Raw genomic sequence first — 22922 nt, forward strand, 5'->3', positions numbered from 1 at the left:
CTGCGATTCGGTAACGGCCGCGTACTCCCCGTCCATCAGCCCGGCAAATGTTGCATATGCTCAGGTCGGGGGCCCGGAGGACGGTTTCGGACAGTCGAACGGACCGTGGCCGGCCCCGCAAGCGATCGCCCCTCGGGCACCGCCGGCCATCCGGTCCCCGAGCCGTCACAACGCCGGAGTGGACCTTTGACCGTGGAGAAGGGGGAGCAGCGCACCCGCTCCCGCGTGCTGGCCGCGCTTCCGTACCTGGTCATGGCCGCGGTCAGCGCGGTGGACATCACCGCGGGCCCGGGGGTCGGCTTCCTGCCCCTGGTGTCGCTGGGGCCGGCGTTCGCCGGTCTGGTCGGCGGCTGGCGGCGGACCGCGCTGGTCGGGCTGACCGCGGCGGTGCTCTGCGTCGGGCTGGGGGTGCACAGCGGGCTGTTCGAGAGCCGGCGCGGGCTGACCGCGCTGCTGTCGGTGGCCGGGGTGACCGCCGCCGGCGTGGTGGCCGCGGTGATGCGGCAGCGCCGGGAGGCGGAGCTGGCCAATGTCCGGTCGATCGCCGAGGTCGCCCAGCGGGTGCTGCTGCGGCCGGTGCCGCGCGGCGCCGGCCCGCTGCGGATCGCGGTCTCGTACACCTCGGCGGTGGCCGAGGCCCGGATCGGCGGGGACCTCTACGAGGTGGTGACCTCGCCCGCCGGGGTGCGGATCATCGTCGGGGACGTGCAGGGCAAGGGCCTGGAGGCGGTGGAGAGCGCCGCGGTGGTGCTCGGCGCGTTCCGGGAGGCGGCGCACGACGAACCGGACCTGCCGGCGGTCGGCGCCCGGGTCGAGCGGGCGCTGAACCGCCATCTGTCCGGCGAGCGGTTCGTGACCGCGGTCCTCGCCGAGATCGGCGACGGCCCGAACGCGACCCTGCTGAACTTCGGCCACCCCTCCCCCCTGGTCGTCCGCCCCTCCGGCGAGGTCCGCTACGCGGCGCCGCCGGAACGCGCCCTGCCGCTGGGACTGATGGATCACCGGCCGGACGCGCCGGTCCCCCACGAGGTGCCGTTCGCCCCCGGTGACCAGCTGCTCTTCTACACCGACGGGGTCACCGAGGCCCGGGACTCGGCCGGCTGGTTCTATCCCCTCGACGAGCGGGCCGTGCTGCTCAAGGACCCCGACCCGGAGGCGGCGTTGCAGGCGGTCCGGGAGGACGTGGTCGACCACGCGGAGGGCCCGCTGCACGACGACGCGGCGATGCTGCTGGTGCGCTACCGCAGGGGGCATCGGGACCCGGACCGGCCGGGACCGGGCGCCGGTCAGTACAGCGGCAGCCCGGTGTAGTTCTCGGCCAGTTCGGCGGCGGCGTGCCAGGAGCCGGCGATCCGGTCGAGCTGGGAGAGCTGCAGCCGGGTGTCGAAGGGGCTCTGCTCGGGGTCGGTGTGCAGGGCCGTGGTCATGAAGTGCGAGAAGTGCTCGGCGCGCCAGACCCGGCGCAGACAGGTGGCGGAGTAGGCGTCGAGCAGCTCCGCCGACCCGGTCCGGTGCCGGTGCGTCAGCGCACGGGCCAGCACGGTGACGTCGGCGACCGCGAGGTTGAGGCCCTTCGCGCCGGTGGGCGGGACGATGTGGGCGGCGTCGCCGGCCAGCAGGATCCGGCCCCAGCGCATCGGCTCGGTGACCGAACTGCGCAGCGGGAGGACCGCCTTGGCGGTGAGCGGGCCGCGGGCCGGTTTCCAGGGGACGGTGTCGACGGCGGCGCGGGCCTGGAGTTCGTCCCAGATCCGCTCGTCGGGCCAGTCCGCCGGGTCGGTGTCGTTGGGCACCTGGAGGTAGAGCCGGCTGACGGTGGGGGTGCGCATGCTGAGCAGGGCGAAGCCGCGGTCGGAGTGGGCGTAGACCAACTCGTCGCAGGAGGGCGGGACTTCGGCGAGGACGCCGAGCCAGGAGTAGGGGTAGCGGCGGGTGAAGGTGCGGCGGGCGGACTCCGGGATCGCCTGCCGGGCCACGCCGTGGAAGCCGTCGCAGCCGACGACGTAGGCGCAGGCCAGGGTGTGCTCGCGGCCGTCGTGGGCGTAGTGGACGCGGGGCCGGTCGGTGTCCGCGCCGGTGACCGCGAGGGCGCGGGCGCCGAACAGCAGCGGCGGGCCCTCGGCGAGCTGGAGCGCTATCAGGTCCTTGACGACCTCCGTCTGGGCGTAGACGGTGACCCGGCGGCCGTCGGTGAGCGCCGGGAAGTCGAGGCGGTGGGAGCGCCGGTCGAAGCGCAGCTCGATGCCCTCGTGGACCAGCCCCTCGCGGTCCAGTCGCTCCCCGGCCCCGCAGGCGCGCAGGACGTCGGTGGTGCCCTGTTCGAGGATGCCGGCGCGCTGCCGCTGCTCGACGTAGGCGCGGTCCCGGCTCTCCAGCACCACGCAGTCGACGGCGGCGCGGTGCAGCAGCCGGGCGAGCAGCAGTCCGGCCGGCCCGCCGCCGATGATGCCGACGGTGGTGTCCCTCGGTGGGGCGGGGGTGCGGGGCATCAGAGGTCCGTTCCTGGGGCGGGGTCGGTGTGGAGCGGGGCGAGGTGGGCGAGGAGGGCGGCGAGGACCTCGGCGGGCCGCTCGACGCCGGCGAGGTGGGCGGCGCCGGACAGTTCGACGAGGCTGGCGCCCGGGATGCCGTCGGTGAGTTCCCGGGCGTGCGCGGGCGGGGTGGCCGGGTCGGCGCGGCCCGCCACGACGAGGGTGGGGGCGCCGATCCGGGGCAGCGCGGCGCGCAGGTCGAAGACGGCGAGGGCGTCGCAGCAGGCCGCGTACCCCTCGGGGGAGACGCCCCGGCGCAGCGCCTCGACCAGGGCGGTGGCCTCCGGTGAGGTGGCGAAGGCGGGGGTGAACCAGCGGCCGGCGGCCGGGTCGGCGACCACGTCGGTGCCCTTGGCGCGCACCAGGGCGGCCCGTTCGCGCCAGCCGGCCGGCTCGCCGAACCGGGCGGAGGAGCAGATCAGGGCGAGCGAGGCGACCCGGCTCGGGTGGTGGGCGGCGAGCCAGGCGCCCACCGCGCCGCCCAGCGACGCCCCGGCGTAGGCGAACCGGTCGAGGCCGCGGGCGTCGGCGAGCTCCAGGACCAGGCCGGCCAGTTCGGGCACGGTGGTCGTCCCGGGGTCGGCCAGCGCATCGACGGGGGTGCCGCCGTGGCCCGGCAGGTCCCAGCGGACGACGTGGAACCGGCCGGCCAGGGCCGGAAGTTGGGGGTCCCAGACGGCGAGCGTGGTGCCCAGCGACGGGCCGAGGACGAGCGGCGGGGCGCCGGGCGGGCCGTCGGTGGTGTGGTGCAGTGCGGGGGCGGCGGGCGGCGTCATCGGGGCTCCTGCGGGTCGTGCCGGTGGTGCGGAGGGTGCCGGGCGGCTGCGAGGTACGCGCGGGGCGCGCGGGCGCCGGGCGGTCCGGGGCGGCGGGCGGGACCGACGGGCCGGCCCGCGGCGTCCGGGGCGCCGGCCCGGCGCGCCCGGAGCGGTGCCTCCAGGACCTCGTCGCGGCCGGTCAGGGCGGTGAGGGCCGCGACGAGGCTCCCCCGGACGTCGTCCGGGGGCACCCCCAAGGGGGCGACCGGATCACCGGCCGTACCGAGGTTGTACCGCATCCCGGGCGCGGGCCCCGGCAGGCCCGCGGGGCGGGAGAGAGCCGGGTGGGCGGCGCGGGAACGGGTGCCCCGGGCCGGCGCCGCCCGCTGCGCCGGTGGTTCAGCGGAAGGCAAGGAAGACCGTCTCCTCGAAGGCGCCGTCCGCGGACTGTTGGAGCTGCACGTCGAAGCGGTAGCGGCCGGGGCCGTCGGGGCGGGCCAGGAGGGTCCGGGCGCGCTCCTCGGGCAGCTGCGCCAGCAGCGGGTCGGTGACGTGCGCCGCGGTGTGCTCGGGGAAGTAGACGCGGGTGAACAGGTGGTGCAGCAGACCGCGGGCGTGCACGCAGACCGCGAGGTGGGGCGCGGCGTTCGAGCGCCCGACGGCTGCGGGGCGCAGGGTGCGGACCGCGTAGTGCCCGCCGGCGTCGGTGGGGACCCGGCCGAAGCCGGTGAAGACCGCGCCGTCGCGGCCCAGGTGCGCGCCGGTGGCCAGGTCGCGGCGCAGCGAGCCGGGGGCGCCCGCCAGGCTGCCGTCGGGGCCGGCCTGCCAGAACTCCAGCAGCGCGTCCGGCACCGGGGCGCCCGCCCCGTCGCGCACCAGGCCGTGCACGGTGACGGCGTCGGGGTGCCCCTCGGGCGCGATCCGGCCGCCGTCGGGGACGGGGAGCGCATGGCCGAAGAAGGGGCCGATGGTCTGCGCGGGCGTCGCGGCGAGCGGCCCGCCGCGGTCGTCGGTGTCCGGCATCAGCGGCCCTCCTCGGTCCAGGTGGCGGACGGGCCGTCGAGGACCACGTCCCAGCGGTAGGCCAGCGGTCCCGCGGGGAGGGACAGCGCGTGGTCGAAGGCGGCGATCAGGCGGTGGCGGTCGGCGGGGTCGCGGACCGCGGCGAGGATCTGGTCGTACGGGAGGAGCGGGTCGCCGGGGAAGTACATCTGGGTGACCAGGCGTTGGGTGAAGGCGGTGCCGAAGAACGAGAAGTGGAGGTGGGCCGGGCGCCAGGAGCTCTCGTCGGGCAGCGGGTAGGCGCCGGGTTTGACGGTGGTGAAGGCGTAGCGGCCCCGGTCGTCGGTGCGGCAGCGGCCGACGCCGGTGAAGTTCGGGTCCAGCGGGGCCGGGTGCCGGTCCTGCCGGTGGGTGTACCGGCCGGCGGCGTTGGCCTGCCAGATCTCGACGAGCTGGCCGCGGACGGGGCGGCCGGCGCGGTCCACGATCCGGCCGGTGACGGTGATGCGCTCGCCGAGCGGCTCGCCGGGGTGCTGCCGGGTGAGGTCGGCGTCCCACTCGCCGACGTCGGCGGGGCCGAACACCGGGCCGGTCAGCTCCACGGCGTCCGGGTCGGTGCCGGTGTCGAAGGGGAGGAGCGGTCGTCGGGGGTGGCGCTCCACCGCGCCGCGGTACGGCGCGGGGGCCGGGGGCGGCGGGGCGGGGGATGCCGGTGCGGTCATGGTGCCCTTTCCCTGCGGTGGACGGGTACGGACCGGGCGGTGGACACCGCTTTCGCCGGGACGCGGTCCAGCGTGCCGACGTTTCCCCCGACGGTCACCGGGGCGCGCCGGCGGCGGCCGCGGCGTCCTGCTGAACCCCCGTCAGGATCCGGCCGGACGTGGCGCGCTCCCGACCCTCCCGACGGTTCAATTCCCTTCCGGACAAAGGGCGTTCGCCCAGTGAACTGAAGTTCACATTGCGTGCTGCCCCCGAGTCTGGGGCCGGCCCCGGGCCGTGTCAACGGGCCGCCCGGTACGGTTCCGGACTACCCCGGACCACAACGCCGCACCGTGGAGAGCCCCTTGCCGCCGTCCGCCTTCCCCGCTCCGCCCGCCCCGCCGCCACCGGAGGCGGTGACGCCGCTGATCCGCGCGCTGGCCGTGCTGCGCGCGCTGACGGCAGCCGGCGGCCGAGCGGCGGTGAGCGATCTGGCGCGGGCCACCGGGCTGGCGCGCGCCACCGCGGACCGCGTCCTGAGCACCCTCGCCGCCCTCGGCCACGTCCGCGCCGAGGGCCGGGACGCGGTGCTCGCCCCCGGTCTGCTGGAACTGGGCAACGCCTACCTCGCCGCCACCGGGCTCCCCGACCGGCTCGGCCCGCTCGCCGACCGCCTCGCCGACACGCTCGACGAGTCGGTGTCGCTGGCCGTGCCGGACGGCGACGGGGTGCGCTTCGTCCACCAGGCGACCCGCCGCCGCGCGATGTCGCTGGCGTTCCGCATCGGCGATCTGCTGCCGGCCGAACGGGGCGCGCCGGGGGCGCTGTTCGCGGCGGACTGGGGCCCGGCGGAGTGGCGCCGCTGGCGGGCGCGCCGGGCCGCCGACCCGGTCGACGCGGGCTTCCCCGCGGTACCGGCCCGGGGCGCCGGCGACGCCGCGCCGGCCGGTGCCCGCCGGATCGCGGCGGACTTCACGGCGCGGGTGGCCGCGGCCCGCGCCACCGGCTGGTCCCCGGACGACCAGCTCATCGAGCCGGGCCTGATCGCCGTGGCGCTGCCCGTCCGGGACCCGGCCGGCGGCACGGTCTGCGCGGTGAGCGTGGTCAGCCACACCAGCCGGCACACCGCCGCCGCGCTGCCGGGCGCGGTCCTCGCCCGGCTCCGCGACACCGTCGCCGCGATGGAGGCCGCGCTGGCCGCGCCGCCCTCCGCCGAGGATCCGGCCGCGCGCCACCAGGCGGCCTGGCGGCGCGCGGCCAAGCGGCAACTAGGCCCGGGATTCGTGGAGTCCGTCGCCCGCGGGCTGGCCGTGCTCACCGCGTTCGGCGCCGGCCGGGCCGCGCTGACGCTCTCCGCCGTCGCCGAGGCCACCGGCCTCCCCCGGGCCACCGCCCGGCGCGCCCTGATCACCCTGGAGCACCTCGGCTACACCGCGGCCGACGGCGGGCGCTTCCGGCTCACCCCGCAGGTGCTGGAGCTGGGCTTCGCGCCGCTCTCCGGGCTCACCCTGCCGGCCCTCGCCCGGCCCCACCTGGCCGCGCTGGCCGAACGGGTCGGGGACTCGGCCTCGTTGGCGGTGCTGGCCGCCGACGGCGACGCCGCCGGGCCGGCCGTCCAGTACCTCGTCGGGGTCCCGGCGGGGCGCATCATGAGCGTCACGATCAGTCCGGGCAGCCGTGCCCCGGCGCCGGCCACCGCCCCGGGCCGGGTCCTGCTGGCCGCCCTGCCGACCGCCGAGCGCGCGGCCACCGGCCCGGCCGGGCTGCCGGCCCTCCTGGACCGGGTGCGGGCCGACGGGCACGCGCTGGTGGACGACGAACTGGAGGCGGGCCTGCGCTCCTTGGCGGTCCCGGTGCACGACCGCGCCGGCCGTGCCGTCGCCGCGGTCGGGGTCGCCACCCACGCGGCCGGCCGGCCGCCGGCGGCCACCCGCGCCGCGGTGCTGCCCGCGCTGCGCGCGACCGCCGCCGCCGTCGAGGCCGAACTGCGGGTGGCCGGGCGCTTCCTGCGGATTCCGGTGCCGTGAGTCAGCCGGCGTCGAGGTCCTCGGCGGCGCGGCGCCGGGCGAGCTCCGCGCGGGCGGCGGCGGTGGCGACCGACGGCCACACCCGGTCCAGCGCGGCGTTCATGGCGGCGCCGACCAGGACCGCGAAGGCGGAGACCCCGATCCACAGCAGGACCGCGATCGGCGCGGCCAGGGAGCCGTAGACGGTGGGGCCCTCGACGGCCGCGGTGAGGTAGAGGCGGAGCAGGAAGCTGCCGAGGATCCACATCGCCAGGGCGACGACGGCCCCGGGGATGTCCTCGCGCCAGGGCGAACGGACCGGCACCGACAGGTGGTAGAGGGTGGTCAGGAAGGCGATGGAGAGGATCAGCACGACCGGCCAGTACAGGACGCGGATGACGTTCTCGCTGGCGGGCAGCCAGCCGACCACCACGTCGGGGCCGGCGACCATCAGCGGCAGGGCGATCGCGCCGGCGGCCAGGGCGGCGAGGTAGAGCACGAAGGACAGCAGCCGGGTCTTGACGATGCCGCGCCGGCCGTCGAGCCCATACATGATCGTGATGGTGTCCACGAAGACGTTGAGCGCGCGGGAGCCGGACCACAGGGCGAGGGCGAAGCCCAGGGAGATGACGTCGGGGCGGCGACCGGTGAAGACGTCCTGCAGCAGGGGCCGGGCGACCTCGTCGACGCCGCGGTGGGACAGGACGGTGCCGGCGGCGCGCAGCAGGTGGCCGCGGAAGTTCTCCAGGGTGGTGTGGCCGATCCACGGTTCGGTGTAGCCGAGGACGCCGAGCAGGCCGAGGATCAGCGGGGGCAGCGAGAGCAGGCACCAGAAGGCCGCCTCGGCGGCCAGGCCGGTGACCCGGTAGCGCAGGCAGCTGCCGACGATGTCCTTGACCAGCAGCCACGCCAGCCGCCGCTTGGAGACGTTGCGGTAGAGCGCCCGGGCACGGGTGAGGCGCCCCCGGGGCGGCCCGTGCGGTTCGGTGGGTTCGTTCGGCGGCTGCACCTCTTTACCGTATCGGGCATGGCAGCTACCACTCATACCGTGACGAACCAGCCCCCGCCGCTCACCGGCTACGACGTCTTCGCCGCCGATCCGGCGCTCACCGAGGGGGTGGCCCGGTACGTCGCCGGGGAACACCTCGGCGAGGTGCGGGAGGAACTGGGCCGGCTGGGGCGGGCGGCCGGTTCGGCCCAGGCACAGCGCTGGGGCGAGCAGGCCAACGGCTCTCCGCCGGTGCTGCGCACCCACGACCGCTACGGGCACCGCATCGACGAGGTGGAGTTCCATCCGGCCTGGCACCGGCTGCTCGGGCACGCCGTCACGGCCGGGCTGACCGACGCCTGGTCGCGCCCGCACGGGCACGTCCGGCGCACCGCGGGCTTCCTGGTGTGGACGCAGGTGGAGGCGGGGCACGGCTGCCCGCTGTCGATGACCCATGCGGCGGTGCCGGCGCTGCGGGCCGAACCGGAGCTGGCCGCGGTGTGGGAGCCGCTGCTGACCTCGCGGGTGTACGACGCGGAGCTGCGGCCCGTGGCGCGCAAGGCGGGCGCGCTGGCGGGGATGGCGATGACGGAGAAGCAGGGCGGCAGCGACGTCCGGGCGAACACCACCCGCGCCGAACCGCTGGCGGCGGCCGGGGAGTACGCCCTGACCGGCCACAAGTGGTTCTGCTCGGCGCCGATGTCGGACGCGTTCCTGGTGCTGGCGCAGGCGCCGGGCGGGCTGACCTGCTTCCTGCTGCCGCGGGTGCTGCCGGACGGCACCCGCAACGCCTTCCGGATCCAGCGGCTCAAGGACAAGCTCGGCAACCGCTCGAACGCCTCGGCGGAGGTGGAGTTCGACGGGCACACCTGGGCGCGCCGGGTCGGGGAGGAGGGGCGCGGGGTGGCGACGATCATCGACATGGTCGCGGCGACCCGGCTGGACTGCGTCACCGCGTCGGCGGCGCTGATGCGGCAGGCGGCGGCGCAGGCGCTGCACCACACCGCGCACCGGGCGGCGTTCGGGCGCAAGCTGGCCGACCAGCCGCTGATGCGCAACGTGTTGGCCGACCTGGCCCTGGAGTCGGAGGCGGCGACCACGGTGGCGCTGCGGCTGGCGGCGGCCTACGACAGCGGCACCGAGCGGGACCGGGCCTTCCTGCGGCTGGCGGTGCCGGCGGCCAAGTACTGGGTGACCAAGCGGTGCACGCCCATGGTCGCGGAGGCGCTGGAGTGCCTGGGCGGCAACGGCTACGTGGAGGAGTCGGGGCTGCCGCGGCTGCTGCGGGAGGCCCCGCTGAACTCGATCTGGGAGGGCGCGGGCAACGTCCAGGCGCTCGATGTGCTGCGGGCGCTGCGGCGCGAACCGGCGGCGCTGGACGCGTATCTGTCCGAGATCGGCACCGTGCGGGGCGCCGACCACCGACTGGACCGGGCGATCAGGGGCCTGCTGACCGAACTCGCCGATCTGGAGGGCATCGAGGCGCGCGCCCGGCGGCTGGCCGAGCGGATGGCGCTGGTGCTCCAGGGGGCGTTGCTGGTGCGGTACGCGCCGCCGGAGGTGGCCGACGCGTTCTGTGCCGCGCGGCTGGGCGGCGATGCGGGGGCGGCGTTCGGCACGCTGCCGCACACGCTGGACCTGGCCGCGGTGGTGGGGCGGGCGCGCCCGGTGGTGGCCGAGTAGGCGCCCGCCCGGCCTCCAGCGGCGCGGCGGCGGTTCGCCGTCCCCTCGGAGCCGTCAGGAGGCGGCTCCGAGGGGGACGGGACAGGGGATAACCGCCGCCGCGCCGGGCAGGGAACGGTGCCGCGCCGACTCGGCACCGATCCCGGTCTTCAGGGCCATCGCGGCGGCTGCGCCGCGGTGCGCCCGCGCAGCGCCGCGTCGATGGCCACGATGATCTCGGCGTCCGGTACGTCCGGCCGGAAGCCGACCAGGACGCCGCGCGCCTCGTAGTACCGGATCACGCGGGAGGCGTCACCCGTGCCGTCCCGCTCCGCCTCGCGCAGATGCACGACGAGGTCGGCGAAGGCCGGTGCGGGCAGCGGACCGCCGAAGCGCGCGACCCGGTCGAGGAGTTGCGGCGCACCGTCGATCACATATCCCGCGCACGGCAGTGGCTGACGCCTGATCAGGACGTCGACCGCGGACAGTCGGGGCACGCCGTAGTGCCCGGCCAGCCGGGCGGCCCGGGCGAGCCGACCGCCCTCGCCGGTGCCGATCACCACGACACGTGGGGCGGCGGCCACCATGGCGTCCCCCTCCCCCATCGTGCCGACGACGCGGGCGGCCGATCGCCTCCCCGGCGGGCTCCGGCGGGTTCTCCGTCGGGTGACCGGCGAAACCTCCGGATGTGGGTCCCCGACCCACAAGGCAGGGGAAGGGTGCCATCGGCCGCTGACACCAGATTTCCCCGCAGGCGTCATAGGCCACAACGGTTGCATGCCGTTGCAACCGATCTGGTCAAGGGGCTCTCCACGGCGGGCGGCTGACGGCACGATGGGCACCGACCGGACACACGGGCACAACGGAGAGCAGTGTGAGCGACAGACCGATCGACAGGACCGGCGGGCGAACCGGGGACCGGCCGACCGACAGACCGGTCGAGAGCGCCGTCCGGTCCGCCCAGGACATCCGGGAGACCTCGCGGCGGCTGGCCGGGCTCCACGAGGTGACGCTGACCGGCGACCACCTGCCGGCGGACGTGCCCCGGGACGCGCCCCGTGCGGTGATCGGCGAATCCTGGCGGCGGGTGCTGGACCGCGGAGTGGACCCGGAGCGGGGGACCGACCAACACCCCCTGTCGGTGGCCGAGTTGGAGCATCGGCGGCAGAAGTCCCAGTTGGCGTCGATACTGCCGGTGCTCAGCGGCGGGCTGCTGCCGACCGCCGACGCCGCCCAGCAGATCATGGTGGTCACCGACGCCGAGGGCCGGGTGCTGTGGCGGGAGGGCAGCGCCCCGATCCGCCGGATGGCCGACCGGCTGGGCTTCGACAAGGGCGCCGACTGGACGGAGGGGGTGGTCGGCACCAATGCGATCGGCACCGCACTGGTGGCCCGCAGCCCGGTGCTGGTGCACTCCGCCGAGCACTTCCTGCGCAGCCACCACCAGTGGACGTGCGCCGCGGCACCCTTGCACGACCCGCGCGACGGGCGGCTGCTGGGCACGGTGGACGTCAGCGGCCCGGCGCCCTCGTTCCACCCGACGACGCTGGCCCTGGTCTCCGCGGTGGCCCGGCTCGCCGAGGGCGAGCTGCGGACCCGCCACCACGCGTCCCTGGAACGGCTGCGGGCGAGCGCGGCGCCGATACTGGCGCGGATCGGCGGGCGGGCGCTGGCCGTCGATCCGCACGGCTGGACGGCCGCGGTGACGGGGATGACCCCGCCGGACCGGGTGGCGCTGCCCAAGGCGCCGGAGGCCGGGCCGCTGTGGCTGCCGCGGTACGGGATGTGCACGTTGGAACCGCTGCCGGGCGGCTGGCTGATCCGGCTCGGCCGGCCGGAGCCGGCGCCCGGGCCGCACCCGGTGGTGCTGGACCTCGGCGGTGCCGACGGTCCGGTGGTGACGGTGGCCGGGCCGGCGGGCAGCTGGTCGCACGCGCTGACCCCGCGCCACGCCGAGCTGCTGTTCCTGTTGGCCGTCCATCCGCGCGGCCGCAGCGCCGCCGAGCTGGCCCGGGACGTGTTCGGCGACGGCGGGCGCACGGTGACGGTCCGGGCCGAGCTGTCCCGGCTGCGGCGCCATCTCGCGGGGGTGCTGGCCCACCGGCCGTACCGCTTCGCGGACGGGGTTCAGGTCGAGCTCCGGCTGCCGGCCAGGCCCGTGGAGCTGCTGCCGCACTCCACGTCGCCGGCGGTGCTGGCGGCCCGGCGGTCGGGGGCCGTCGTCGGGCCGGTGTGAGGGGCCGGAGCGCGCTCGGAGAACACGGTGCCCGGGTGCGGCTGCGGACCGAGGTACTGTGCGGCAGGTCGGTGTCGGCCGTGGTCGAGCGGGTGGCCCACCCGGGCGACGGCTTCCTCGGGGCGGCCCTGCCGTCCCAGCAGATGGACGGGTTGTCCCGTGATGTGGAGGCGGCCCGGGAGCGCGCCGGCCGGCCCCGACTGCTGGCCCGGGTGAGCGTCGCCCTCGGGCCCGGCCCCTTGGGACGCCGCCCCGGAAGGGCCCTGCCCGCTCTCCGGACCGGCCGCCGACCCCCTCCCCCGGTGTGATGTGCTGGCGCCATGAGCCACTCCGTCACCACCTGGTATCTCGAACAGACCTCGCGCACCGATCTGGCGCCCGCCGTCGAGCCGCCCGCCGAGCAGGATGTGCGGATCGTCCGCTCCCAGGTACCCTCGCCCGAATTCAGCCGGTTCCTCTATACGGCGGTCGGCGGGGACATCCTGTGGACCGACCGCCTGGAGTGGTCGTACGCGCGGTGGGCCGAACACCTCGGGAAGCCGGGGACCGAGACCTGGGTGGCGTACGAGCGCGGCACGCCCGCCGGCTTCATCGAGCTCCAGGCCCAGCCGGCGGGGGTGGTGGAGGTCGCCTACTTCGGGCTGCTGCCGGCCTTCCGGGGGCGGCGGATCGGCGGGCACCTGCTCGGCTACGGTACGGCGCGGGCCTGGGACCTGGCCGAGCGGTGGCCGGACGTGCCGGAGACCACGCGGGTGTGGGTGCACACCTGCAGCGACGACGGGGCCCACGCCCGGGCCAACTACGAGCGGCGCGGCTTCCGGCTGTACGACACCACGGCGACCGAGGAGCCGGTGGTCGAGAACCCCGGCCCGTGGCCCGGCGCGGGACCGACGCCGGCCCACGCCGGCTGACGCACGCGCTCACCGCGGACCCGTGGAGGGGGTGCGGCCGGGGATCCGGCGGCACCCCCTCCGTACGTGACGGACGCCACAGCATCTCGTAATGCGGGACGCTGATGTCCATATCTTGGATGACGGTGGACTGGCCAGAGAGCCGCGTGCCACGCTTCCGTCATGTCTCGAGCTGGAATTGCCTTGGTGAGTCGACGCCACGTCGACCTCGGCCGCATGTCCAGCGCCATTTGTCGGGCAGGCTGACGCTGCCCGCGTGAGGGCCCCGCCGCCCTGCGTACCCGGACAGCACTCGGCACCACCACTTCGCACGCCGTCCCCACCGTCGCGGACGCGTTGCCCCCCACCCTGCAGCCCACCGCCGACGCGCGCCCGCGCGCCGCACTTCGGTGTGTCCGCGCAGGTCAACAGGGATGCATCGCGCCGTCCGCAGCCCCCTTTGAGCCGCCCAGAAGGACGAAACCCATGGCCGCCACCCCGGAACGCCCCACCGCCACGACCCGCCGCAAGGCCGGCCGCCACCGCGGCGAGGGTCAGTGGGCCGTTGGCCACTTCACGCCCCTCAACGGCAACGAGCAGTTCAAGAAGGACGACGACGGTCTCAATGTGCGGACACGCATTGAGACGATCTACTCCAAGGCCGGCTTCGACTCCATCGACCCCAACGACCTGCGGGGCCGGATGCGTTGGTGGGGCCTGTACACCCAGCGCAAGCCCGGGATCGACGGCGGCAAGACCGCGGTGCTGGAGCCCGAGGAGCTCGACGACAAGTACTTCATGCTGCGGGTCCGCGTCGACGGCGGCCGGCTCACCGTCGCCCAGCTGCGCGCCATCGGCGAGGTCTCCGAGCAGTTCGCCCGGGGCACCGCGGACATCACCGACCGGCAGAACATCCAGCTGCACTGGGTGCGCATCGAGGACGTCCCGGCCATCTGGGAGAAGCTGGAGGCGGTGGGCCTGTCCACGACCGAGGCGTGCGGCGACTGCCCGCGCGTGATCATCGGTTCCCCGGTGGCCGGCATCGCGGCGGACGAGATCATCGACGGCACCCCGGCCGTGGACGAGATCCACGAGCGCTACATCGGCAGCAAGGAGTTCTCCAACCTGCCGCGCAAGTTCAAGACCGCGATCTCCGGCTCGCCCGTCCAGGACGTGGTGCACGAGATCAACGACGTGGCGTTCGTCGGCGTCGTCCACCCCGAGCACGGGCCGGGCTTCGACGTGTGGGTCGGCGGCGGCCTGTCCACCAACCCCAAGCTCGCGCAGCGCCTGGGCACCTGGGTGCCGCTGGACGAGGTCGCCGACGTCTGGGCCGGCGTGGTCGGGATCTTCCGCGACTACGGCTACCGGCGGCTGCGCACCCGCGCCCGCCTGAAGTTCCTGATGGCCGACTGGGGCCCGGAGAGGTTCCGCCAGGTGCTGGAGGACGAGTACCTCCAGCGGAAGCTGGTCGACGGCCCGGCGCCGGAGCAGCCCGCGCACAAGTGGCGCGACCACATCGGCGTGCACCGGCAGCAGGACGGCCGCTTCTACGTCGGCTTCGCCCCGCGGGTCGGTCGGGTCGACGGCGCCACCCTCACCAAGGTCGCCGAACTCGCCGCCGCGCACGGCTCGGACCGGCTGCGCACCACCGTCGAGCAGAAGATGATCATCCTCGACGTGGCCGAGGACCGGATCGACTCGCTGGTCGCCGGGCTGGAGGCGCTGGACTTCCAGGTCAACCCCTCGCCGTTCCGGCGCGGCACCATGGCCTGCACCGGCATCGAGTTCTGCAAGCTCGCCATCGTCGAGACCAAGGGGCGCGGCTCCGCGCTGATCGACGAACTGGAGCGCCGGATGCCGGACTTCCAGGAGCCGATCACCATCAACCTCAACGGCTGCCCGAACGCCTGCGCCCGCATCCAGGTCGCCGACATCGGCCTCAAGGGCCAGCTGGTGCTGGACGACGACGGCAATCAGGTCGAGGGGTACCAGGTGCACCTGGGCGGCGCGCTGGGCCTGGAGCCCGGCTTCGGCCGCAAGGTCCGCGGGCTGAAGGTGACCTCCGCGGAGCTGCCCGACTACGTCGAGCGGGTGCTGCGCAACTTCGAGGAGCAGCGCACGGAGGGCGAGCGGTTCGCCAGCTGGGCGGCGCGCGCCGAAGAGGGTGCGCTGAAGTGACGCCGCAACGCACCGAGACCGAACGGGAGGAACCGTGAGCGAACGCGCCGCGCCGTTCTACTGCCCGTACTGCGGGGACGAGGACCTGCGCCCCTCCGAGGAGGGAGCGGGGTCCCCCCTGCCCGAGCGGAGCCGAGGGCTTGGGGGCGGATCGTGGGAGTGCCGGGCGTGCAGCCGGGCCTTCCGGCTGAAGTTCCTGGGGCTGCTGGCCCCGGGAGCCGCTGGGTCCGCCCCGTCCCCTTCCGCTTCCCCTTCCGCAGCTCCTTCCGCTTCAGACGGAGGTACGCCGTGACCACCACCACCGACCTTCAGCGGCTCGCCGAGCAGGCGGGCCGCGACCTGGAGGACGCGCCCGCCCTGGAGATCCTCACCTGGGCCGCCGAGACCTTCGGTCCGCGCTTCTGCGTCACCTCCTCGATGGAGGACGCGGTCGTCGCGCACCTGGCCTCGCGGGCCCTCCCCGGCGTGGACGTGGTGTTCCTGGACACCGGCTACCACTTCCCGGAGACCATCGGCACCCGGGACGCGGTGGCGGCGGTGATGGACGTCAACGTCATCACCCTGACGCCCCGTCAGACGGTGGCCGAGCAGGACGCCGAGTACGGGCCGAGGCTGCACGACCGCGACCCCGACCTGTGCTGCGCGCTGCGCAAGGTCAAGCCGCTCGAAGAGGGGCTGGCCCGGTACGACGCGTGGGCGACCGGGCTGCGCCGGGACGAGTCGCCGACCCGCGCCAACACTCCGGTGGTGGGCTGGGACACCCGGCGGCAGAAGGTGAAGGTCTCGCCGATCGCCCGCTGGACGCAGGACGACGTGGACGCGTACGTGGCCGAGCACGGGGTGCTCACCAACCCGCTGCTGATGGACGGCTACGCCTCCGTCGGCTGCGCCCCCTGCACCCGCCGGGTGCTGGCGGGCGAGGACGCGCGGGCCGGCCGCTGGGCCGGCAGCAACAAGACCGAGTGCGGACTGCACTGATGGCGGAGTTTTTGGAGACACAGATGACGGGCGCCACGATCTGGCTGACCGGTCTGCCGAGCGCGGGCAAGACGACCATCGCGCGTGAGCTGGCCGAGCGGCTGCGCGGCGAGGGCCACCGCGTCGAGGTGCTCGACGGCGACGAGATCCGCGAGTTCCTCTCCGCGGGCCTCGGATTCGGCCGCGAGGACCGGCACACCAACGTCCAGCGGATCGGCTTCGTCGCCGAACTGCTGGCGAGCAACGGCGTGAAGGCCCTGGTCCCGGTGATCGCCCCCTACGCGGACAGCCGCGAGGCGGTGCGCAAGCGCCACCAGAGCGAGGGCACCGCGTACCTGGAGGTGCACGTCGCCACCCCGGTCGAGGTGTGCTCCGAGCGCGACGTGAAGGGGCTGTACGCCAAGCAGGCGGCCGGCGAGATCTCCGGCCTGACCGGCGTGGACGACCCGTACGAGGCGCCCGCGGCACCGGACCTGCGGATCGAGTCGCACACCCAGACCGTGCAGGAATCCGCGGCGGCGCTGCACGCGCTGCTCGTCGAGAGGGGACTGGCGTGAGCGACACCCACGCGGGCACCGACCCGCAGCCGGCCGTGATACCCGCGCCGCTGCGCCGCGTGGGCGGAGATGGGGGTGCCCCCGGACGGAGTCTGGGGGAGAACGAAGGGGATACCGCGTGACCACCGTTGCTTCGCTTTCCGAGGAACTGGACAACAACCCCTACGCGTTGTCGCACCTGGACGCCCTGGAGTCCGAGGCGGTGCACATCTTCCGCGAGGTGGCGGGCGAGTTCGAGCGGCCGGTGATCCTCTTCTCCGGCGGCAAGGACTCCATCGTCATGCTGCACCTGGCGCTGAAGGCGTTCGCGCCGGCGCCGGTGCCGTTCGCGCTGCTGCACGTCGACACCGGGCACAACTTCCCCGAGGTCCTCGACTACCGCGACCGCACCGTGGCGCGGCACGGGCTGCGGCTGCACGTCGCCTCGGTGCAGGGCTTCATCGACCGCGGCGAGCTGCGCGAGCGCCCGGACGGCACCCGCAATCCGCTGCAGACGGTGCCGCTGCTGGACGCCATCGAGAAGAACCACTTCGACGCGGTCTTCGGCGGTGGTCGGCGGGACGAGGAGAAGGCGCGCGCCAAGGAGCGGGTGTTCTCGCTGCGCGACGAGTTCGGCGGCTGGGACCCGCGCCGGCAGCGGCCCGAGCTGTGGCAGCTCTACAACGGCCGGCACTCGCCCGGCGAGCACGTCCGGGTCTTTCCGCTCTCCAACTGGACCGAGCTGGACGTCTGGCAGTACATCGCCCGCGAGAAGATCGAACTCCCCGCCATCTACTACGCCCACGAGCGCGAGGTCTTCGCGCGCAGCGGCATGTGGCTGGCGCCCGGTGAGTGGGGCGGCCCGAAGGACGGCGAGCGGCTGGAGATCCGGCAGGTGCGCTACCGCACCGTCGGCGACATGTCCTGCACCGGCGCCGTCGAGTCGGACGCCGACACCATCGAGGCCGTCATCGCGGAGATCGCCGCGTCCCGGCTCACCGAGCGGGGCGCGACCCGGGCCGACGACAAGCTGTCCGAGGCCGCCATGGAGGACCGCAAGCGCGAGGGGTACTTCTAGCCATGAGCACGACCAACACCACCCGTGCGGACCTGACGGTGGAGGCGGGTGCCACCTCGCTGCTGCGCTTCGCCACCGCCGGCTCCGTGGACGACGGCAAGTCGACCCTGGTCGGCCGGCTGCTGCACGACTCCAAGTCGGTCCTCGCCGACCAGTTGGAGGCCGTCGAGCACGCCTCCCGCAACCGCGGGCAGGAGGCGCCGGACCTGGCGCTGCTGACGGACGGGCTGCGCGCCGAGCGCGAACAGGGCATCACCATCGACGTGGCCTACCGCTACTTCGCCACCCCGCGCCGCCGCTTCATCCTGGCCGACACCCCCGGGCATGTGCAGTACACCCGGAACATGGTGACCGGGGCCTCCACCGCCGAGCTGGCCGTCGTCCTCGTCGACGCCCGCAACGGCGTGGTCGAGCAGACCCGCCGGCACGCCGCGGTCGCCGCCCTGCTGCGGGTGCCGCACGTCGTGCTGGCCGTCAACAAGATGGACCTGGTCGACTACCAGGAGTCCGTCTTCGCGGCCATCGCCGAGGAGTTCACCGCCTACGCCGGCTCGCTGGGCGTGCCGGAGATCACCGCGATCCCGATCTCGGCGCTGGCCGGCGACAACGTCGTGACGCCGTCGGCCACCATGGACTGGTACGGCGGCCCGACCGTGCTGGAGCACCTGGAGACCGTGCCGGTGGTCGCCGACCCGTCGGACGACCCGGCCCGCTTCCCGGTCCAGTACGTCATCCGTCCGCAGACCGCCGAGCACCCCGACTACCGCGGCTACGCGGGCCAGATCGCCTCCGGCGTACTGCGCGTCGGCGACGCCGTCACCGTGCTGCCCTCGGGGCGGACGAGCACCGTCGAGGGGATCGACGCGCTCGGCCAGAGCGTGGACGTCGCCTGGGCACCGCAGTCGGTGACCCTCCGGCTCGCCGACGACATCGACGTCTCCCGCGGCGACCTGATCGCCCCCGCCGCCACGGCGCCGTCGGTCACCCAGGACGTCGAGGCCACCGTCTGCCACGTCGCCGACCGGCCGCTGGCCGTCGGGCAGCGGGTGCTGCTCAAGCACACCACCCGCACCGTCAAGGCGATCGTCAAGGAGATCCCGTCCCGGCTGACCCTGGACGATCTCTCCCAGCACCCGGCCCCCGGCGAACTGGTCGCCAACGACATCGGCCGGATCGTGGTCCGCACCGCCGCGCCGCTGGCGCTGGACGCCTACGCGGACTCCCGGCGCACCGGCTCCTTCCTACTGATCGACCCCTCGGACGGCACCACGCTGACCGCGGGCATGGCGGGCACGGCGTTCGCGGAGGCGACCGCGGACCCGGCGCCGGAGGGTGCGACCGACGACGAGGGGTGGGATTTCTGATCATGCTCAGGGACATCTTCTCGACCTTCGCGAAGGAAGGGGGCCGCGTAGGCAGCGGCGCCCTCGGGAGCGGACAGGGCGGAGTCGGCCGATGTATGTGCTGACCGGGCCCGACTCCGTACCCCCCACGTCCTCCCTCCGAAGTTCCACCCTTTCGCCGGGCGCGCCCCCCTAGCGAGGCGCGTACTCCCCCGGCCTTCCGAGAGGAACACCTCCCGTGTCTGCCGTTCGTCATCGCCTCCTGGCGGTCGCCGCCACCGTCCCGTTGCTGACCCTCGCACTGGGGGCCTGCGGCTACGGCTCCCAGGCCCCGAAGGACACCGCGGCCACCGTCGCCCCGAAGGGGCCCAAGGTCGACGGGCTCGATCAGGTCAAGATCGGATTCTTCGGCAACACCACCCACGCCACGCCGCTGATCGGCCTTCAGACCGGCCAGTTCCAGAAGGAGCTGGGCGGCACCGCGGTGAAGTCCTCGGTCTTCAACGCCGGCCCCGCCGAGATCGAGGCGCTCAACTCGAACGCCATCGACATCGGCTGGATCGGCCCTTCCCCCGCGATCAACGGCTATGTGAAGTCGCACGGCAAGAGCCTGAAGATCATCGCCGGTTCGGCCTCCGGCGGTGTCTCGCTGATCGTCAACCCCAAGAAGATCAAGAGCCTGGACGATCTCAAGGGCAAGACGATCGCCACCCCGCAGCTGGGCAACACCCAGGACGTTGCCCTGCTGAACTTCCTTTCCGGCAAGGGCTACACGGTCGACGCCACCACCGGCAAGGGCGACGTCACCGTCCAGCGCATCGACAACAAGGTCACGCCCACCGCCTTCACGCAGGGCAGCATCGACGCCGCCTGGGTGCCCGAGCCCACCGCGTCCAAACTGGTCGCCGCGGGCGGCAAGGCACTGCTGGACGAGAAGAAGCTGTGGCAGGACGGCAAGTTCGTCATCACCAACGTGATCGTCTCGCAGCGCTTCCTCAAGGAGCACCCGAAGGCGGTCGAGGCCGTGCTGCGCGCCTCGGTGAAGACCAACGCCTGGATCCGGTCGCACCCCGCCGAGGCGGTCAAGGCGCTGAACGAGAAGCTGGCCGACCCGGCGATCACCGGCAAGCCGCTCCCGGACGACGTCATCGACCCGGCCTTCAAGAACGTCGACGTCACCGATGACCCGCTGGCCGCCACCCTCCAGGAGGAGGCGGACCACGCCGTCAAGGCGGGGCTGCTGAAGAAGCCCGACCTCAAGGGCATCTACGACCTCACCCTGCTGAACAAGGTGCTCAAGTCCGAGGGCAAGCCGCCGGTCGACGACGCCGGCCTCGGCGGCAACTGACCCCGGCCCCCCGAACTCCCAGGAGGTGACACCGATGACGACCAGCACGCTCACCAAGCCCGCCCCGGCGGACGCCGGCACCACCGGCCCGTACGCCGCTCGTATCCACCACGTCTCGAAGTCCTTCGGCCGCCCCGGCGCGCAACAGCAGGTGCTGGACGACATCAGCATCGACGTCGCGCCCGGCTCCTTCGTCTGCCTCCTGGGGGCCTCCGGGTGCGGCAAGTCCACCCTCCTCAGTCTCGTGGCCGGTCTGGACAAGCCGTCCGCCGGCACCATCGAGACGCCCGGTGGCAGGCCGGCCCTGATGTTCCAGGAGCACGCGCTGTTCCCGTGGCTGACCGCGGGCCGCAACATCGAACTGGCGCTGCGGCTGCGCGGGGTGCCGCGCGCGGAGCGCCGCGGCGAGGCCGAGCGGCTGCTGGAACTCGTCCGTCTCAAGGGCGCGTACGGCAAGCGGGTGCACGAGCTGTCGGGCGGCATGCGCCAGCGGGTGGCTATGGCCCGGGCGCTGGCCCAGGACAGCCAACTGCTGCTGATGGACGAGCCGTTCGCCGCCCTCGACGCCATCACCCGCGATGTGCTGCACGACGAACTGACCCGGATCTGGCAGACCCAGAACAGCAGCGGCTCCGCCGCGGACAGCCTCTCGGTGCTCTTCGTCACCCACAACGTCCGTGAGGCGGTGCGGCTCGGCGAGCGGGTCGTGCTGCTCTCCTCCCGCCCCGGCCGGGTCGCCCGGGAGTGGCACGTGGACATCCCCCAGCCGCGCCGCATCGAGGACTCCGCGGTCGCCGACCTGTCCATCGAGATCACCGAACAGCTCCGTGGGGAGATCCGCCGCCATGGCCAGCACTGAGACCACCGCGCCGTCCGCCAAGGGAAACCCGGGCGACGACCCCTCCGGACCCTCCACCGCCCCGGCCACCGCCCCGGCCGCCGACGCGGGGGCCGGCTCAGCGGGCTCCACGGACGGTTCCCCCGGCGAGGCGACCACGGAAACCCGGACCGGAGCCGGCGCGGAGGCGGCCGGCGCCACGCCCCGTCCCGCCGCCGGCGACCTCGCCGGTCTGGAGGCCGGGCTCGACGCCCTGGACTCCGCCGTGGTCGCCCGGCAGCCGTGGCTGCATACTGCGCTGTCAAAGGCGTTCCCTCCCGTCATCGCGATCGTGATCGTGCTGGCGTTGTGGCAGCTCGCGTACCACTTCCAGCTCAAGCCGCACTATCTGCTGCCGAGCCCGCTCGACGTCTTCCGCTCGCTCCAGCAGAAGTGGCTCGAAGGCACCCTGCTGGGCTTCGTGTGGACCAGCCTCTCCCGCGGCGCCCTCGGCTTCCTGGCGTCGGTCGTCCTCGGCACGGTGCTCGGGCTGATCGTGGCCCGCGTCAAGCCCGTACGGGCCGCGATCGGTCCGATCCTGAGCGGGCTGCAGTCCCTCCCCTCGGTGGCCTGGGTCCCGGCGGCGATCATCTGGTTCGGGCTGAGCGACGCCACCATCTACGCGGTGGTGCTGCTCGGCGCCGTGCCCTCGATCGCCAACGGGCTGGTGTCCGGTGTCGACCAGATCTCTCCTCTCTATCTGCGAGCCGGCCGCACCATCGGCGCGACCGGTCTGGCCGGTGTCCGCCATGTGCTGCTCCCCGCCGCGCTGCCCGGCTACCTCGCCGGGCTCAAGCAGGGCTGGGCGTTCTCCTGGCGGTCCCTGATGGCCGCCGAACTCATCGTCAACGCTCCCGATCTCGGCACCGGCCTGGGCCAGCTCCTGGAACAGGGCCGCGAACTGCAGGACATGTCCTGGGTGTTGGCCGCGATCCTGCTGATCCTGATCGTCGGCATCGGCATCGAGCTGTTGATCTTCGCCCCGATCGAGCGCCGGGTGCTGCGCAGCCGCGGCCTCCTCGTCAAGAGCTGAAACCATGAGCACACGCCCCACTCTCCTCGTCATCGCCCACGGCAGCCGCGACCCTCGGCACACCGCGACCGTCGCCGCGCTCTGCGCGCGCGTCCGGAAGCGGCGGCCGGGGCTGCGCGTGGAGGTCGGCTACCTCGACTTCAACGCGCCCCGGGTGCCCCGTGTACTGGAGCGCCTCTCGGCCGAGGGCGTACGGAACGTGGTGGCGCTTCCCCTCCTCCTCACTCACGCTTTTCACGCGAAGTCCGACATCCCCGCGGTGCTGCGGGAGGCCGCTGCGCGACTGCCCCTGCTCACCGTCCACCAGGCCGATGTGCTCGGCCCTTCACTCCTCCTGACCGGCGCCCTGGAGCGCCGGCTGGAGGAGGCCGGGCTGCGGCCCGGTGACCACCGCTCGACCGGGGTCGTCCTGGCCTCGGCGGGCTCCTCAGACCCGGAGGCGATCGCAGTGATCGCTGAAATCGCGCGGGAGTGGCGGCGCACCGCTGACTGGTGTGCCGTGCGACCTGCGTTCGCCTCCGCATCCCTTCCCCGCACGGCCGACGCCGTACGGGAACTGCGGGCCGAGGGCGTCCAGCGGGTGGCCGTCGCCCCGTACGTCATCGCGCCGGGCTTCCTGCCGGACCGGATCGCCGCCGGTGCCCGCGAGGCCCGCGCCGACATCCTCGCCCCGGTGCTCGGCGCCGCCCCCGAACTGGCCCGGCTGCTGCTGCGCCGCTACGACCAGGCCGTCCGGGCCCGCTCCCGCGGCGACGCGACGGCGTTGATCGCCTGAG

24 protein-coding genes are annotated in these 22922 nt (G+C 74.4%); 17 read left to right on the forward strand and 7 right to left on the reverse strand.

Annotated features, from left to right (window positions below; genetic code table 11):
- Positions 1–252 precede the first annotated feature (252 nt).
- Complete coding sequence (locus MOV08_RS11345) at positions 253–1311, forward strand: PP2C family protein-serine/threonine phosphatase (protein ID WP_052287420.1); 1059 nt, start codon at positions 253–255, stop codon at positions 1309–1311.
- Here MOV08_RS11345 and MOV08_RS11350 read toward each other — a convergent pair.
- Genes MOV08_RS11350 through pcaH form a run of 5 tightly spaced genes read right to left on the reverse strand, consistent with a single transcriptional unit; the run spans position 1287 to position 5013 of the window.
- A complete protein-coding gene (locus MOV08_RS11350; protein ID WP_275307347.1) occupies positions 1287–2489 on the reverse strand; it encodes a 4-hydroxybenzoate 3-monooxygenase in 1203 nt (400 codons plus the stop codon). The genes MOV08_RS11345 and MOV08_RS11350 overlap by 25 nt on opposite strands.
- Positions 2489–3307, reverse strand: coding sequence for a 3-oxoadipate enol-lactonase (gene pcaD, locus MOV08_RS11355; protein WP_275307348.1), 819 nt, complete (start codon positions 3305–3307; stop codon positions 2489–2491). Before pcaD ends, MOV08_RS11350 begins: the two co-directional genes overlap by 1 nt.
- Positions 3304–3702, reverse strand: coding sequence for a hypothetical protein (locus MOV08_RS11360; RefSeq protein WP_275307349.1), 399 nt, complete (start codon positions 3700–3702; stop codon positions 3304–3306). The genes pcaD and MOV08_RS11360 overlap by 4 nt, the downstream gene beginning before the upstream one ends.
- Positions 3689–4312, reverse strand: coding sequence for a protocatechuate 3,4-dioxygenase subunit alpha (pcaG, locus tag MOV08_RS11365; protein WP_275307350.1), 624 nt, complete (start codon positions 4310–4312; stop codon positions 3689–3691). Before pcaG ends, MOV08_RS11360 begins: the two co-directional genes overlap by 14 nt.
- Positions 4312–5013: a protocatechuate 3,4-dioxygenase subunit beta gene (gene pcaH / locus MOV08_RS11370; RefSeq protein ID WP_275307351.1), complete on the reverse strand. Its 702-nt coding sequence runs from the start codon at positions 5011–5013 to the stop codon at positions 4312–4314. Before pcaH ends, pcaG begins: the two co-directional genes overlap by 1 nt.
- A gap of 330 nt (positions 5014–5343) precedes the next feature.
- Between pcaH and MOV08_RS11375 the strand changes: the two genes are divergently transcribed.
- Complete coding sequence (locus MOV08_RS11375) at positions 5344–7017, forward strand: IclR family transcriptional regulator domain-containing protein (protein ID WP_275307353.1); 1674 nt, start codon at positions 5344–5346, stop codon at positions 7015–7017.
- A 1-nt stretch (position 7018) separates the two neighbouring features.
- On the opposite strand, the gene MOV08_RS11380 is transcribed toward MOV08_RS11375, so the two are convergent.
- Positions 7019–8005: a YihY/virulence factor BrkB family protein gene (locus MOV08_RS11380; RefSeq protein WP_039631758.1), complete on the reverse strand. Its 987-nt coding sequence runs from the start codon at positions 8003–8005 to the stop codon at positions 7019–7021.
- An 18-nt stretch (positions 8006–8023) separates the two neighbouring features.
- On the opposite strand from MOV08_RS11380, the gene MOV08_RS11385 reads away from it, so the two are divergent.
- Entirely contained in the window at positions 8024–9667 is a 1644-nt protein-coding gene (locus tag MOV08_RS11385; protein ID WP_275307355.1) for an acyl-CoA dehydrogenase family protein, read from the forward strand.
- A 149-nt stretch (positions 9668–9816) separates the two neighbouring features.
- Here MOV08_RS11385 and MOV08_RS11390 read toward each other — a convergent pair whose 3' ends face one another.
- Positions 9817–10251: a hypothetical protein gene (locus MOV08_RS11390; RefSeq protein WP_275307361.1), complete on the reverse strand. Its 435-nt coding sequence runs from the start codon at positions 10249–10251 to the stop codon at positions 9817–9819.
- 269 nt (positions 10252–10520) lie between these two features.
- Here MOV08_RS11390 and MOV08_RS11395 point away from each other — a divergent pair, with 269 nt between their 5' ends.
- The 14 genes from MOV08_RS11395 to MOV08_RS11455 all read left to right on the forward strand — a co-directional run bounded on the left by MOV08_RS11395 (position 10521) and on the right by MOV08_RS11455 (position 22921).
- Complete coding sequence (locus tag MOV08_RS11395; protein WP_275307362.1) at positions 10521–11882, forward strand: helix-turn-helix domain-containing protein; 1362 nt, start codon at positions 10521–10523, stop codon at positions 11880–11882.
- Positions 11883–11917: 35 nt separating this feature from the next.
- On the forward strand, positions 11918–12190 hold the full coding sequence (locus tag MOV08_RS11400) for a hypothetical protein (RefSeq protein WP_275307363.1): 273 nt from the start codon (positions 11918–11920) through the stop codon (positions 12188–12190).
- Between the two features lie 12 nt (positions 12191–12202).
- Positions 12203–12793 carry a GNAT family N-acetyltransferase gene (locus MOV08_RS11405; protein WP_039631767.1) on the forward strand — a complete coding sequence of 197 codons (591 nt, stop codon included), beginning with the start codon at positions 12203–12205 and terminating at the stop codon, positions 12791–12793.
- Between the two features lie 162 nt (positions 12794–12955).
- Positions 12956–13039, forward strand: coding sequence for a putative leader peptide (locus tag MOV08_RS44170; RefSeq protein WP_350257049.1), 84 nt, complete (start codon positions 12956–12958; stop codon positions 13037–13039).
- A gap of 219 nt (positions 13040–13258) precedes the next feature.
- Positions 13259–14953 (forward strand): nitrite/sulfite reductase, encoded by a 1695-nt coding sequence (locus tag MOV08_RS11410; RefSeq protein WP_275307364.1) that lies wholly within the window; start codon positions 13259–13261, stop codon positions 14951–14953.
- 34 nt (positions 14954–14987) lie between these two features.
- Entirely contained in the window at positions 14988–15245 is a 258-nt protein-coding gene (locus tag MOV08_RS11415; RefSeq protein ID WP_275307366.1) for a hypothetical protein, read from the forward strand.
- The gene (locus tag MOV08_RS11420; RefSeq protein WP_275307367.1) at positions 15242–15931 is read left to right on the forward strand and encodes a phosphoadenylyl-sulfate reductase; all 690 of its coding nucleotides are present in this window, start codon (positions 15242–15244) and stop codon (positions 15929–15931) included. The genes MOV08_RS11415 and MOV08_RS11420 overlap by 4 nt, the downstream gene beginning before the upstream one ends.
- A 23-nt stretch (positions 15932–15954) precedes the next feature.
- Positions 15955–16488, forward strand: a complete 534-nt coding sequence (gene cysC, locus MOV08_RS11425; RefSeq protein WP_039640634.1) for an adenylyl-sulfate kinase — start codon at positions 15955–15957, stop codon at positions 16486–16488.
- Between the two features lie 118 nt (positions 16489–16606).
- Positions 16607–17545 (forward strand): sulfate adenylyltransferase subunit CysD, encoded by a 939-nt coding sequence (gene cysD / locus MOV08_RS11430; protein WP_275307368.1) that lies wholly within the window; start codon positions 16607–16609, stop codon positions 17543–17545.
- Between the two features lie 2 nt (positions 17546–17547).
- On the forward strand, positions 17548–18909 hold the full coding sequence (locus tag MOV08_RS11435) for a sulfate adenylyltransferase subunit 1 (RefSeq protein ID WP_275307369.1): 1362 nt from the start codon (positions 17548–17550) through the stop codon (positions 18907–18909).
- A gap of 217 nt (positions 18910–19126) precedes the next feature.
- Complete coding sequence (locus MOV08_RS11440) at positions 19127–20236, forward strand: aliphatic sulfonate ABC transporter substrate-binding protein (protein WP_079182342.1); 1110 nt, start codon at positions 19127–19129, stop codon at positions 20234–20236.
- 34 nt (positions 20237–20270) lie between these two features.
- Positions 20271–21095 (forward strand): ABC transporter ATP-binding protein, encoded by an 825-nt coding sequence (locus tag MOV08_RS11445; protein WP_275307370.1) that lies wholly within the window; start codon positions 20271–20273, stop codon positions 21093–21095.
- A complete protein-coding gene (locus tag MOV08_RS11450; RefSeq protein WP_275307371.1) occupies positions 21082–22146 on the forward strand; it encodes an ABC transporter permease in 1065 nt (354 codons plus the stop codon). The genes MOV08_RS11445 and MOV08_RS11450 overlap by 14 nt, the downstream gene beginning before the upstream one ends.
- Before the next feature lie 4 nt (positions 22147–22150).
- A complete protein-coding gene (locus MOV08_RS11455) occupies positions 22151–22921 on the forward strand; it encodes a sirohydrochlorin chelatase (RefSeq protein WP_275307372.1) in 771 nt (256 codons plus the stop codon).
- Position 22922: the final 1 nt, after the last annotated feature.

The sequence above is a fragment of the Streptomyces yunnanensis genome (assembly GCF_029011865.1).
GTDB lineage: Bacteria > Actinomycetota > Actinomycetes > Streptomycetales > Streptomycetaceae > Streptomyces > Streptomyces yunnanensis.